Raw genomic sequence first — 13,685 nt, 5'->3', positions numbered from 1 at the left:
GGGATTCTTGAATGCTTGAATGCTTTTGAATTCGTTGAGCGGTCCGCGTCACTTCTGACGCGTGACGATGCGGGCCAGGATGTTCAGTCCCAGCACAGCCAGCGTGATCAGGAACACGCCGGCCCATGCCAGGTGCTGCCAGTTCTCGTACGGGCTCATTGCGAACTTGAAGATCGTGACCGGGAGGCTGGCCATGGGCTTGGACAGGTCGCCGTTCCAGAACTGGTTGTTCAGCGCGGTGAACAGCAGCGGCGCGGTTTCACCGGCGATGCGGGCCACGGCCAGCAGCACACCGGTGATCACACCGGCACGTGCGGCGCGCAGCGTCACCATGGTGATGACCTTCCACTTGGGCGTGCCCAGAGCGTAGGCGGCTTCGCGCAGGCTCGAGGGCACCAGCGTCAGCATGTTCTCGGTGGTGCGGATCACCACCGGAATCACGATCAGCGCCAGCGCCAGAATGCCGGCGTAGGCCGAGAAGCTCTTGAACTTGGCCACCACGATGGCGTAGACGAACAGGCCGATCACGATCGACGGCGCCGACAGCAGAATGTCGTTCACGAAGCGGGTGACCGAGGCCAGCCAGCCGCGCGGGTCGTATTCGGCCAGGTACACACCGGCCATGATGCCGATGGGCGTGCCCACGAAGGTGGCGAGACCCACCATCACCACCGAGCCGAAGATCGCGTTGGCGATGCCCCCGTCTTCATTGGGCGGTGGCGTCATCTCGGTGAACAGCGTCATGCTGAGACCGCCGATGCCAAGGCGCAGCGTCTCCCAGAGGATCCAGATCAGCCAGAACACGCCGAAGGCCATGGCGGCGAGCGACAGCGTCAGCGCGATCTGGTTGACGCGCTTGCGGCCTGCGTAGCGCGCGGCGCGCACCTTGGCGAGTTCCTGCGCGGCGATGAGTTGCGTGGAGGTAGCGGTATTCACGAACGTGCTCCTTCGGCTTTCTTCAGGCGGTTGAGCAGCAGCTTGGAGAGTGACAGCACCACGAAGGTGATGAAGAACAGGACCAGCCCCAGATAGATCAGCGAAGCCTGGTGCAGGCCCTCGCCCGCTTCGGCGAACTCGTTGGCGAGCGCCGAGGTGATGCTGTTGGCGGCCTCGAAGACCGACAGCGAGTTGAGCTGGTTCATGTTGCCGATCACGAAGGTCACGGCCATGGTTTCACCCAGCGCGCGACCCAGACCCAGCATGATGCCGCCGAGCACGCCTGCCTTGGTGTAGGGCAGCACGACCTTCCAGACCACTTCCCATGTCGTGGAGCCGAGACCGTAGGCCGACTCCTTGAGCAGCGCGGGCGTCACTTCGAACACGTCGCGCATCACCGAGGCGATGAACGGAATGATCATGATCGCGAGAATGATGCCGGCCGACAGGATGCCGATGCCGACCGGAGGGCCGGAAACCAGCGCGCCGAGGAACGGCACGCCGGTGAACATTTTCTGAAGAGGACCCTGCACGTAGGTGGCAAGAATGGGGCCGAACACCATCAGGCCCCACATGCCGTAGACGATGGAGGGAACGGCCGCCAGCAGTTCGATGGCCGTGCCCAGCGGGCGCTTGAGCCATGCGGGCGAGAGCTCGGTGAGGAACAGCGCGATGCCGAAGCTCACCGGCACGGCGATGATCAGCGCGATCGCCGAGGTGGCCAGCGTGCCGTAGATCATGACCAGGCCGCCGTACTCGTTCTGTACGGGGTCCCAGACGCTGCTGGTCAGAAAGCCGAGGCCATAGGTGGTGATGGACGGCCAGGCGCCGTACACCAGAGAAATCAGAATGCCGATGAGCAGCATCAAGGTGAGCAGCGCGGCTCCGCGTGCGCACCAGCCGAACAATCGGTCAGCAAAAGTGCCTGACATGGGGTTGGAGCGGCGCGGCGGGGTATTTTTAGACACTTTCTCCACATCCTTCAATGAAGAATTGGATGATGATACGGGCAGTGTTGTGGACACGTCAGACGCCTTGGTAAGGTATTTGGAAAGGGCGACCTTCACGAGCATTGACTGTCCGGCAGTCAACCCCGCAGATGCCGGCAATCCTGTTGCGGGACATGTGCGGGGTCATTGTTCGATGCTCGGTGGGATCGAAGGTGCTTACTTCACTTCGATGGCCTTGCCGGAGGCGTCCTTGATGTCGGCCCACGACTTGAAGATCACCTGCTTGACGCTGTCGGGCATCGGCACGTAGTCCAGATCGCCGGCGGTCTTGTCACCGTTCTTGTAGGCCCACTCGAAGAACTTCAGCGAAGTGGCGGCCTGCACCGGCTTGTCCTGCACCTTCTGCATCAGGATGAAGGTGGCGGACGTGATCGGCCATGCATCCTTGCCGGGCTGCTCGGTCAGGATCTGGTAGAAGCTCTTGGACCAGTCGGCACCGGCGGCTGCGGCCTTGAACGTGGCGTCGTCAGGGGAGACGAAGTTGCCGTCCTTGTTCTGCAGCTGGGTGTAGGTCATCTTGTTCTGCTTCACGTAGGCGTACTCGACATAGCCGATCGAGTTGGGCAGACGGCCCACGAACGCGGCCACGCCTTCGTTGCCCTTGCCACCCGCGCCGGTGGGCCAGTTCACGGCCGTGCCTTCACCGATCTTCTCCTTCCACTCGGGGTTCACCTTGGACAGGTAGTTGGTGAAGCCGAAGGTCGTGCCCGAGCCGTCGGCGCGACGCACGGGAGCGATGGCTGCGTCAGGCAGGTTCACGCCGGGGTTCAGCGCCTTGATGGCGGCGTCGTTCCAGTTGGTGATCTTGGCCAGATAGATGTCGCCCAGCACCTTGCCCGAGAGCTTCAGCTGGCCGGGAGCGATGCCCTTGATGTTCACGACCGGCACGATGCCGCCGATCACCGTGGGGAACTGCACCAGGCCCTTCTTCTGCAGCTCGTCGTCCTTCAGGGGGGCGTCGGAAGCGCCGAAGTCCACGGTCTTGGCTTCGATCTGACGCAGACCTGCGCCGGAGCCGACGGATTGGTAGTTGATCTTGACGTTGGTTGCCTTGTTGTAATCGGCAGCCCACTTGGAGTACAGAGGAGCCGGGAAGCTGGCGCCAGCGCCTGTTGCTTCGCTCTGTGCCATGGCGGAGGAGAACGCACCCATTGCGACCAGACCAGACACCAGAACACGAATTGCAGACATTGTCATGAGAGAGACCTCAAGGTTGAACAAACATGTGATGGGATGAAATGTAGAAGTCCTATATGACAGAGTCGTGACACATTGGATTTGTCATAAAGATTTTTCAGAGGAGGGCTGCCACCGAACCGTCACAAAACTGTCTTGAGCGACTCGTAACATGAAGTTTCCAAACGCAATATTCACGTTACCAAGATGCATCGCCCCGCCCTTCTGTCCGAACCGCTCACCCGCCGCACATGGCTCCGTACCACGGGTGTGGTGGCCGCGCTCGGAGCCGCCTTCCCGGCCACGAGCGCTCTGGCCGCCGGCGAGAGCAATGCCGTGGCCTCGGTCACCCAGATCGTCGACATGTCGCCGCTGCAGCAGGACATCAGCCGCGACTTCCTGATCGGCTCGCGCGTGGCCTGGCAGGAGTACAACGCCCGCGAGCGCGCCAAGGGCCGCGCCATCGCGCATCTGGTGGTCGAGACCGACGGCAGCGCCCGCGCCGTCAAGGCCGCCTGGCAGAGCGCCGTGATCGACCCGACCTGCGTGGCGCTGAGCGGCTGCGTGGGTGACACCACCGCAGCCGCCGTGGCCGGCCTGCAGCGCACGCCGGGAAACAATGCCCTGCCGCTGGTCGCACCCTGGCTGCAGCGCGAATGGGCCGACAACGAAAACGCGGTCTTTCAGGCATTTCCCGACTATCAGGCCCAGATCGCCCACGCCATGAAGTCGCTGGCGGTCATGGGCGTCAAGCAGGCGGGCGTCGTCTACGCCACGCCCGCGCTGCAAAAGGAGCTGAGCGCCTCCATCGCGCTCGTGGGCGGAGGTCAGGGGGTGAAGCTGCAGGTGCTGGCGGCCGACAAGCGCCCCGCTTCGCCGCCCGCGCTGATCCTGTTCGTCGGCGGCACGCCGGAGCTGCACGCCTTCGCCCATCTGGTCGGCGGAAAGGCGGGCTCGCACTGCTACCTGATCGCGCTGGCCGACGTGAACCTGCAGGTGCTCACCCAGCTCGGCGGCGTGCCGCGCAACGTCTCGGTGATCGTGACCCAGCCGGTGCCGGTCGTGAGCTCCGGCCTGCCGGTGGTGCGCAGCTACCGCACCGCGCTCGGCAGACTCTACGACGAGCCGCCATCGCAGCACGGCCTGGCGGGCTACATCGCTGCGCGCTACACCGCCGAGGTGCTCGCGACGCTTGGCGCGAACGTCACCCGCGCCGCGGCTCTGGCGGCCTTTCGCAGGCGAGCCGACCAGACGATCGGCGGCTTTCTCATCGCCTACCAAGGCGAGCGCCTGAGCAGTGCCAACGTCACCCAGAGCATGCTCACCTCGGATGGCCGCATCGTCGGATGACGTGGCGTGAAGCCGACGCGAATGCGACCATGTCCTTCACTCGGCCATGGTCGTCGGTGCTATGCTGCGCCGCGAGAAATGGATCCTCCACACATGGCGAACGACCACCACAATGCATCGGTCCGCATGGCGCCGGAGATCCGCAAGACGCGCAAAGCACCAAGCCCCCTTTTTATGCAAGATGGAACATTGCTGGCTGCCGTGGACCTTGGGTCCAACAGCTTCCGACTGGAAATCGGCCGATATGAGCACGGCCATATCGAGAAAATCGAATACTTCAAGGAAACCGTACGTCAAGGCGCGGGGCTGGATGAAGACAAGAACCTGACCGCTGACTCCATGCAGCGCGGCTGGGACTGTCTTGCCCGCTTTGCCGAGCGATTGGCCGGTTTTCCGAAAGCGCATGTGCGCGCCGTCGCCACGCAGACGCTGCGCGAGGCGCGCAACCGCGAGCTGTTCATCGAGCGCGGCAGCGAAATCCTCGGCTATCCCATCGACATCGTCTCCGGCCCCGAAGAGGCGCGCCTGATCTATCAGGGTGTGGCCCGCCTGCTGCCGCAATCGGACGAGCGCCGTCTCGTGGTCGACATCGGTGGCCGCTCCACCGAAATCATTCTCGGCCGCCAGTTCACGCCCAGCGCGGTCGCCTCGTTCCGCGTGGGCAGCGTCGCCTGGTCCACGCGCTATTTCCCCGATGGCCAGTTCACCCCGCGCGCGTTCGAAGCCGCCGAAGTCGCCGCCAAGGCCGTGCTCGACGAAGCGCTGGACACCTATCGGCGCGACACCTGGGACGTCGCCTACGGCTCCTCCGGCACGGTGGGCGCGGTGGGCGACGTGCTGGCCGCTGCCGGTGCCGCGCCCGAAGGCCGGATCACCCGCGACGGCCTTGACTGGCTCTACGACCAGCTGATCACCGCCCGCAGCGCCGACCGCGTGCGCATGAACGGCCTCAAGGAAGACCGCCGCGCCGTGATCGGCGGCGGCGTCAGCGTGCTGCGCGCGATCTTCAATCTGCTCGGCATCACTGAAATGCAGGTGGCCCAGGGTGCGCTGCGCCAAGGCGCGCTCTACGACCTGCTGGATCGCGAACAGCCCCACACCGATCTGCGCTCCTCCACCGTGCGCGGGCTGATGCAGCGCTTTGGCGTGGATGAACTGCACGCGCAGCGCGTGGCGAAGCTCGCCACGCAGCTCTTCGAGAGCGCCGCGCCCACAGGCAGCGAGCGCGCCGCACGCAAGCTCGACTGGGCCGCGCGCCTGCACGAAATCGGACAGCGCATCTCGCACAGCGGCTATCAGCGCCACGGGGCCTACATCCTCGATCACACCGACGCGGCGGGCTTCGCCCTGCCCGAGCTGCATCACCTGAGCCAGCTGGTGCTCGGCCATCGCGGCAAAGTCCACAAGATCGGGCTCGAACTCAGCGATGCGCAATTCGCGCTGCAGCTGATGTGCCTGCGCACAGCCATCGCGCTGTGCCACGCCCGCCGCGAGCCCGACACCGAGGGCTTCACGCTTGGCTTCGACGGCGAGCGCTGCGTCGTCCGCTCGCGCCCCGGTTGGTCGGAGAGCTATCCGCAGTCCGCCCACTTGCTGGAGGAAGAACGCTACTGCTGGCAGAAGACGCCCTGGGAATTTGTCACGGAGCTGAGGTGACATTTTTTTGAAGAACGGTATAAACTGTTTATATCGTTTTTCAATCCCTTCTCATGACCCCCACCGCCAAGACTTCCGTCGCTCCTACCGCAGCCCCCACTCCCGTTGCCGCCGCCGCCAAGAAGGTCGTGCAGCAGACGGCAACCACCGCTGCTGCGGCCGCGCCAGCGCCCACCCCCACCGCCGCTTCCAAGAAAGTCGTGAGCGCGCCTGCGGCGGCTGAACCAGCGGCCAAGGCCTCCAGCGCGAAGGCCAAGAAGGCCGGCAAGCCCGCAGAAGCCAAGACAGCCTCCAAGGCCGCATCCAAGGCCCGCAAGGTGGCCGCCAAGGACGTGCAGAAGGAAGCCAAGGAAGCCGCGAAGGAAGCCAAGCCCAAGAAGCCCAAGCTGGTGCGCGACAGCTTCACCATCCCCAAGGATGAATATGCCGTCATCGACATGCTCAAGCTGCGCGCTGCCAAGCTCGACCATCCGGTCAAGAAGAGCGAACTGCTGCGCGCCGGCCTCAAGCTGCTGGCCACGCTGGACGACCAACAACTGCAGGCCGCGCTCAAGGCTGTTCCGGCCATCAAGACCGGTCGTCCAAAGGCCTGAAGAACCACTCGTCCATTCCATGTCGGTCGCGCCAGGCATCTGATGCTTGGCGCAGGCCGACGTCCTTCGCACCGATTGGCAAATCGGTGTCTCGGCGCTTGCATGGGCGAGAATACGAGAACGGTCTACTTCCGGGCCATCTCACCAGTTCCATGCCAAGCGCTCTGACTCCGCCAAACACCCGCTCCATCCAGTTCGACGTTGCTGACTGCACGCTGCGCGAACAGTCCGAAGAGCATCTCGGCTGGAGCACCTCCAACGACGTGTTTCTGGTTCTGCGTGTCCCCAAAGCCCGCGCGGACTGGCAGTTCGACCTACAGGATCTCTCTGCGGCAAGAAACTATTTTTCCAGCAAATGTGCTGACAACGGTGGTGTTCTGCTGGAGATAGAAAAGGTCGTGGTGCACGGACGCCATGCGCTGCTGGGGCTCTTCAAATACCGTTCGCCCATTCCTCAGAGTCTGGGAATGATGTTTTCCAATGTCCTCTGGATTCCCTACGGAGACTGGCTGCTGGAGATCAGCGTCGAGTCGCCCGAGCGCGGAGACACGGGCCTGCGCGAGGCAGTGGTGCTGGCCATGGGCAAGAACAACGAAAGCACCGCTGAACAAGCCACGCCCATCGTGCTCGACAACACCGAAGACATGTTTGCGACCATGCGCGCGCGTCCGCTGCAGGCATTGCCGTCCGATGACCGTCGATTCGATGACATGTTTCCGGAGCACCCGCTCTCGAAGGTTCGCCATCGCATGCGTCAGCTGATTTCGACCGTCTCCATTGCAGAAGAAGTCACAGCACCCGGGCTGCCCAAGCGCGCGCCTTGGTGGAAATTCTGGTGAGCGCCCTCTCCCACCAGAACGTCATCACAGAAAATCCGGTGACTGCACCGACAGCAGGATCGTCTCCTCGATCTCCTGTCGGCTGCGGTGCCTGAGCCACCAGACCGAACCCTTGCGGATCGAGCACTGGCTGGCCGTCATGCCGAACAGCCTGGCGGCCGTCTCTCCAAGCATCGGCTGATGCCCCACGACCAGCACGGCGCCGCGTGACTTGGGCCACTGGGCGAGCTCAAGCAGATCGTCGACCGAGCCACCGGGCAGCAGTTCGGCACGCGGTTTGAACTTGCGGCCCAACGCCCTCGCAGTCTGCTCGGTGCGCACGGACGGACTCACGAGCACCCGCAGCCCCTCGGGCAGTTGACGATCAAGCCAGGACGCCATGCGCGCGGCCTGCTTTTCACCTCGCGATGTCAGCGGGCGCTCCAGATCGTCCCCGCCGTCCGGCGCTTCTTCAGCCTCGGCGTGCCGCCAGAGAATCAGATCCATTTCGCGTTTCTCTCGTCGATAGATTGTGGATTCGAGGATGGGTCCTGACATCAGCGCGTCGGCGCATAGCGGCGCATCAGCGCCTTCTGCGCGCCGAGACCGTCCGTCACGCGCGGCGCACGCTCGTAGTGCCCGTCGGCCTCCAGCGTCCATGCGTCTCGGTCATCGTGGAGGTAGGACACCAGACACTCGTCGATGATCCGCTGGCGCAGCTTTCTGTCCTTCACCGGCCAAGCGAGTTCGACGCGGCGCAGCATGTTGCGATTCATCCAGTCGGCGCTCGAGAGGTACAGGTCTTCCTGTTGCCCCGCAGCGAAATAGAACACGCGCGTGTGCTCCAGAAAGCGGCCGATGACCGAGCGCACGCGGATGCGCTCCGTCACGCCCGGAACCTGTGCGGGCAGCATGCAGGCACCGCGCACGATCAGATCGATGTGCGCGCCACGCTGCCCCGCCCGCAGCAGCGCCTGGATCAGCGCCTCGTCGGTCAGCGCGTTCATCTTGGCGACGATGCGCGCATGCTCTCCGCGCGCGGCGGCTTGGCCGACGGCGTCGACCATGTCGATCATGCGCCGCTGCAGTTCGAACGGCGCGAGGATCAGGTCATTCAATTTGGGCACGCGGTTCTGGTTGGCCAGATGGTCGAACACCGTATCCATGTCGGCGGTGATGCGCTCGTCCGCCGTGAGGCAGCTCAGGTCGGTGTAGAGCTTGGCCGTGCGCGGGTTGTAGTTGCCGGTGGACAGATGGCCGTAGCGCCGCAGCTGGCGGCCCTCACGGCGCGTGATGAGCAGCATCTTGGCGTGCGTCTTGAGACCCACGACGCCGTAGACCACCTGCGCGCCGATGGACTCGAGCGCCTCGGCCCAGTTGATGTTGGCCTCTTCATCGAAGCGCGCCTTGAGCTCCACGACCGCAGTGACCTCCTTGCCACGGCGCACGGCCTCGCGCAGCAGGTCCATCATTTCGGAATCGGCACCGGTGCGATAAATCGTCTGCTTGATCACCAGCACCTTGGGATCATTCACCGCCTCGCGCAGAAAGGCGAGCACGCCGTCGAAGCTCTCGAACGGCTGGTGGATCAGCACGTCGCGCTTCTTCAGCTCGGCAAAGATCGAGCTGCTGCGCGGCAGCTGCTCAGGCCACGCGGGCTGCCATGCGGGGAACAGCAGCGAGCGGTCCGCGACCAGTTCCACCACCTGCGACAGGCGCACCAGATTGACCGGCCCCTGCACGCGATAGAGCGCGGCGGCGGGCAGATTGAACTGCGAAAGCAGAAAGTCCGACATGTAGCGCGAACAGCCGGACGACACCTCCAGCCGCACCGCCTGACCGAAATGGCGATGCTGCAGCCCCTGACGCAGAGCCATGCGCAGATTGCGCACGTCTTCCTCATCCACCGCCAGGTCGGAATGGCGCGTGACGCGGAACTGCGAAAACTCGGTCACGTCACGCCCGGGAAACAGATCGGCCAGATGCGAGCGGATGATGCTGGAGAGCGTGACCATCTGCACGCCCTTGGGCGCGACCTCGGCGGGCAGGCGGATCACGCGCGGGAGGATGCGCGGGATCTTGACGATGGCGATCTCGTTGGAGCGGCCGAACGCGTCGCCGCCCTTGAGCCGGACAATGAAGTTGAGCGATTTGTTGGCGACCTGCGGAAACGGGTGCGACGGATCCAGCCCCACCGGAATCAACAGTGGCCGCACGTCGCGCTGGAAATACTCCTTCACCCAGCGCTTTTGCGCGCTGCTGCGCTCGCCGTGCGAGACGATGCGGATGCCATGCGCCTCAAAGGCCGGAATCAGCGAATCGTTGTAGAGCGCGTATTGCCGATCCACGAGCTGATGCGCCTTCTGCGCCAGCGCCTCGAACGAGGCCACGCTGTACTCGCCCTTGGTCTCGCCCTGCTGCGCGGCGGTCAGATGGGCCGCAGCCCGCACTTCGAAGAACTCGTCCAGATTCGACGAGACGATGCACAGATAGCGCAGACGCTCGAGCAGCGGCACGTCAGGGCGTACCGCCCAGTCAAAGACCCGTTCATTGAACGCCAGAATGCTGTGGTCCCGGTCGAGCAAGGCGATTTTTTTGCCGTCCGGCCCCTCGGGAGACCGGGTGGCGGAAACGGCGGCGCTACCCTCTGATGCTGTCATGGACGATGGCGTGGACGCGGAAAAAGGCATACGAATGAATCAGTGCAGGATTGACAACAATCAGTATCAAATGCGCCTGTGACAAACACGTGACAAGTCACCGTTTTGTCATATCCAGGACGACATATTCATTCGCATGCTGGAGATATTTGGACGAACGTGAAGTAAGAAAGCGCCGCATGTTCGGCAAACAGACACTCAGAGCGTGTTTGCGATCTCAGCGGTTCAAAAAATGCTTGCGGTATTTCGCCGGCAGGTCTTCCAGACGCATCAGCATCGGCAGGTCCGCCGTGTTGAAGTCGGGATCCCATGCGGGAGCGCCGAGAATGCGGGTGCCAAGGCGCAGATAGCCCTTGATCAGCGCGGGCGGGTCGACATCCAGGTTGTCGTCCAGAGTCTCGAGCGGCAGCGGCAGGCGCGGACGCACGTGGAACTCGATGGGCGCCATGTGCGTCGCGCTGATCCTGCGGTAGATGCTGGCGGCCACGTCACCCGTCACCACGCCGTTGTGCAGCATCGGAATGCTGGCGCAGCCGATCATGGTGTCCAGCGAATTGCGCACCATGAAGTCCGCCAAGGCCCCCCAGAGTGCCAGCACCACGCCGCCATGGCGATGGTCCGGATGCACGCAACTGCGGCCCAGCTCCACCATGCGGCTGCGCAGCGTGCGCAAGCGGGTGAGGTCGAATTCGGTGTCGCTGTAGGTGCTGCCCACGCGGCGCGCCTGCACCGGAGTCAGCACGCGGTAGGTGCCGATCACCTGGCGGGTGGCTGCATCACGCACCAGCAGGTGTTCGCAGAAATCATCAAAGAGATCGATGTCATGGCCCGCGACGGGCGTGCTCAGCTGCGCGCCCATTTCGGAGACGAACACGTCGTGACGCAGCTTCTGCGCCTCTCTCACTTCATCGAGGTGGCGCGCCCAGGAGACTTCGATGCCGCCCCGCGCTTCCTGAACCTGCCCCACATGGCTCGCATCAGATGCGCGGTGAAGTGACCCCCTGGGCAAAGAAGCCGGGCTGAGAGGCATCGTCGGGCTGGGCAGGTCACTCATGGGGGCATTCCTCATCGTGTGGAGGACATGCCAGACAGCTACCCGGACAGGAGCGCCCCGCCTCCGCAGGAAATTGTGGAAGGCTGCGGTGACGGGTGCGTGTCAGTCGGGTGACGGTTCAGTGACGTCAGCCTGCTCGCGCCACGTCGGCAAGCAGTTGCGCATAGTGATTCGCGTCGTCGGCGCTCTCGGCCTCGACCATCACGCGCAGCAGCGGCTCGGTGCCGCTGGCACGGATCAGCACGCGGCCCTGGTCGCCGAGCGTCTGCTCCGCATCGCGCGTGGCCTCCGCGAGTTTGGTGTTGGCCTTCCAGTCCTGACCGGGCTGCAGGCGCACGTTGAGCAGCACCTGCGGGAACAGCTTCACCTCGGTGAGCAGTTGCGGCAGCGACTTGTCGGCACGCACGCAGGTCTGCAGCACCTGCAACGCGCTGACCAGCCCGTCGCCGGTGGTGTGCTTGTCGAGCGCCAGCAGATGGCCCGACCCTTCGCCGCCGAGCTGCCAGCCGTTCTTGACGAGTTCTTCGAGCACGTAGCGGTCGCCCACCTTGGCGCGCACGAACTCGACGCCCTTGCGGCGCAGCGCCACCTCGACGGCCATGTTGGTCATCAGCGTGCCGACGACGCCGGGCACGGATTCACCGCGCGAAAGGCGGTCGAGCGTCATCAGATAGAGCAGCTCGTCGCCGTTGTAGAGGCGACCCTGGGCATCGACCATCTGCAGACGGTCGGCGTCGCCATCCAGCGCCACGCCGTAGTGCGCGTGGTTGGCCCGCACGGCGCGCACCAGCGCATCCGGATGGGTCGCGCCCACGTCGCGGTTGATGTTGAATCCGTCCGGCGAGCAGCCAATGGAGATGACTTCCGCGCCTAGTTCATGAAACACCTTGGGAGCGATGTGATACGCCGCGCCATTGGCCGCATCGACGACGATGCGCAGGCCGCGCAGCGTCAGGGCGTTGGCGAAGGTGCTCTTGCAGAATTCGATGTAGCGACCGGCGGCATCCTCAAGACGGCGCGCCTTGCCGAGCGACTGCGAATCCGCCCAGACCGGAGGCTCGTCCAGCGCGGCCTCGACCTGCTCTTCCCAGCTGTCAGGCAGCTTGGTGCCGTGCGCGGAGAAGAACTTGATGCCGTTGTCCTGGAACGCGTTGTGGCTGGCGCTGATCACCACGCCAAGGCTCGCGCGCTGCGCGCGCGTGAGGTAGGCGACGCCGGGCGTCGGCAGCGGACCAAGCAGCACGACGTCCACACCGGCAGAGTTGAAACCCGACTCCAACGCGCTCTCCAGCATGTAGCCGGAAATGCGCGTGTCCTTGCCGATCAGCACCGTCGGGCGCTCTTCGGTGCGGCGCAGCACGCGGCCCACCGCGTGGGCCAGCTTGAGGGCAAAGTCTGGGGTGATCGGGGCGACACCCACGGTGCCGCGGATTCCATCGGTTCCAAAGTAACGACGTGACATCTTGTTGTTTTCCTCTGCCTGTTGAGTCTCTTCGCGAGATCTGTCTTGTTGAATCGTGGGTGGCTGATCTTAGCGTCTCGCCGGACGTCGCTGCTCCTGCTGCTGCTCCATCGCCGCAAACACCTTGAGCGCCGCCACGGTGTCGCGCACATCGTGCACCCGCACGACGGCCGCGCCCTGCTGCACCGACAGCAGCGCCGCCGCCACGCTGGCGCCAAGGCGCTGATCGACCGGCAGCCCCGTCACCGCGCCAAGCGACGATTTGCGCGACCAGCCCGCGAGCCAAGCGTAGCCTCCCGAGCGCTGAACCAGATCATTCTGAGCGGAAAGAAGCGCAAAATTTTGCTCCACGGTCTTGCCGAAGCCGATGCCCGCGTCGAGCACGATGCGCTCCCGGGCGATGTCCATGCCGCGCAGCACGGCCAGCTCCTGCGCGAGAAAGCGCCAGACCTCGTCGACCACGTCGCCGTCCATCGTCTGCTGCTGCATCGTCTGCGGATCGCGGTGCATGTGCATGATGCAGATGCCGCAGTCCGGATGCGCCGCGACGGCCTCGCGCGCGCCGGACTGGCGCAGGGCCCAGATGTCGTTGATGATGTCCGCCCCCTCGCCCAGCGCCGCGCGCATGACCTCGGGCTTGTACGTGTCGATGGACAGCGGCACGCCCAGATCGCGGGCCGCGCGCACCACCGGAATCACCCGCGCGAGTTCTTCCTCCAGAGGCACGGCGGGGCTGCCCGGGCGGGTGGACTCGCCACCGATGTCGAGAATGTCCGCGCCCTCTTTCACCAGCGCCTCGCAGTGCGCGAGCGCATCGCGGACGTTGTCGTGACTGCCTCCGTCAGAGAACGAATCGGGAGTGACGTTGACGATGCCCATCACTTTGGGCGCGTTCAGATCGATCTGGAAACGACCAGCTTGCCAGTACATAACGTGCGAAATTCCTTGAGATTCTGTGGCGATCTTGCCT

Annotated in this window: 12 protein-coding genes; 4 read left to right on the top strand and 8 right to left on the bottom strand. The window is 64.4% G+C overall.

The features are described from left to right. Positions 1-48 precede the first annotated feature (48 nt). The 3 genes from pstA to pstS all read right to left on the bottom strand — a co-directional run bounded on the left by pstA (position 49) and on the right by pstS (position 3,143). Positions 49-936: a phosphate ABC transporter permease PstA gene (gene pstA, locus ISG32_RS16165; protein ID WP_194772055.1), complete on the bottom strand. Its 888-nt coding sequence runs from the start codon at positions 934-936 to the stop codon at positions 49-51. Continuing rightward, entirely contained in the window at positions 933-1,868 is a 936-nt protein-coding gene (pstC, locus tag ISG32_RS16160; protein WP_228529890.1) for a phosphate ABC transporter permease subunit PstC, read from the bottom strand. The genes pstA and pstC overlap by 4 nt, the downstream gene beginning before the upstream one ends. 234 nt (positions 1,869-2,102) lie before the next feature. Next, positions 2,103-3,143: a phosphate ABC transporter substrate-binding protein PstS gene (gene pstS, locus ISG32_RS16155; protein ID WP_194772054.1), complete on the bottom strand. Its 1,041-nt coding sequence runs from the start codon at positions 3,141-3,143 to the stop codon at positions 2,103-2,105. 186 nt (positions 3,144-3,329) lie between these two features. Between pstS and ISG32_RS16150 the strand changes: the two genes are divergently transcribed. The 4 genes from ISG32_RS16150 to ISG32_RS16135 all read left to right on the top strand — a co-directional run bounded on the left by ISG32_RS16150 (position 3,330) and on the right by ISG32_RS16135 (position 7,560). Beyond that, positions 3,330-4,472 carry an ABC transporter substrate-binding protein gene (locus ISG32_RS16150; RefSeq protein ID WP_194772053.1) on the top strand — a complete coding sequence of 381 codons (1,143 nt, stop codon included), beginning with the start codon at positions 3,330-3,332 and terminating at the stop codon, positions 4,470-4,472. Positions 4,473-4,646: 174 nt separating this feature from the next. After that, complete coding sequence (locus ISG32_RS16145; protein WP_194772052.1) at positions 4,647-6,128, top strand: Ppx/GppA phosphatase family protein; 1,482 nt, start codon at positions 4,647-4,649, stop codon at positions 6,126-6,128. Between the two features lie 53 nt (positions 6,129-6,181). After that, positions 6,182-6,721 carry a hypothetical protein gene (locus ISG32_RS16140; RefSeq protein ID WP_228529869.1) on the top strand — a complete coding sequence of 180 codons (540 nt, stop codon included), beginning with the start codon at positions 6,182-6,184 and terminating at the stop codon, positions 6,719-6,721. Positions 6,722-6,873: 152 nt separating this feature from the next. Continuing rightward, a complete protein-coding gene (locus ISG32_RS16135) occupies positions 6,874-7,560 on the top strand; it encodes a hypothetical protein (RefSeq protein ID WP_194772051.1) in 687 nt (228 codons plus the stop codon). 24 nt (positions 7,561-7,584) lie between these two features. On the opposite strand, the gene ISG32_RS16130 is transcribed toward ISG32_RS16135, so the two are convergent. The 5 genes from ISG32_RS16130 to folP all read right to left on the bottom strand — a co-directional run bounded on the left by ISG32_RS16130 (position 7,585) and on the right by folP (position 13,645). Further along, complete coding sequence (locus tag ISG32_RS16130) at positions 7,585-8,046, bottom strand: SixA phosphatase family protein (protein WP_194772050.1); 462 nt, start codon at positions 8,044-8,046, stop codon at positions 7,585-7,587. A gap of 50 nt (positions 8,047-8,096) precedes the next feature. Continuing rightward, the gene (gene ppk1 / locus ISG32_RS16125) at positions 8,097-10,199 is read right to left on the bottom strand and encodes a polyphosphate kinase 1 (RefSeq protein WP_194772049.1); all 2,103 of its coding nucleotides are present in this window, start codon (positions 10,197-10,199) and stop codon (positions 8,097-8,099) included. Positions 10,200-10,416: 217 nt separating this feature from the next. After that, on the bottom strand, positions 10,417-11,253 hold the full coding sequence (locus ISG32_RS16120) for a GNAT family N-acetyltransferase (RefSeq protein WP_194772048.1): 837 nt from the start codon (positions 11,251-11,253) through the stop codon (positions 10,417-10,419). A gap of 127 nt (positions 11,254-11,380) precedes the next feature. Next, positions 11,381-12,715: a phosphoglucosamine mutase gene (gene glmM / locus ISG32_RS16115; protein WP_194772047.1), complete on the bottom strand. Its 1,335-nt coding sequence runs from the start codon at positions 12,713-12,715 to the stop codon at positions 11,381-11,383. A gap of 69 nt (positions 12,716-12,784) precedes the next feature. After that, on the bottom strand, positions 12,785-13,645 hold the full coding sequence (folP, locus tag ISG32_RS16110) for a dihydropteroate synthase (protein ID WP_194772046.1): 861 nt from the start codon (positions 13,643-13,645) through the stop codon (positions 12,785-12,787). Positions 13,646-13,685: the final 40 nt, after the last annotated feature.

Source organism: Diaphorobacter caeni, from assembly GCF_015354245.1.
In the GTDB taxonomy this organism is placed as follows: domain Bacteria; phylum Pseudomonadota; class Gammaproteobacteria; order Burkholderiales; family Burkholderiaceae_C; genus Diaphorobacter_A; species Diaphorobacter_A caeni.
Note: the sequence above shows the minus strand (reverse complement) of the source record. Positions and strands in the feature narration are given on the sequence as shown.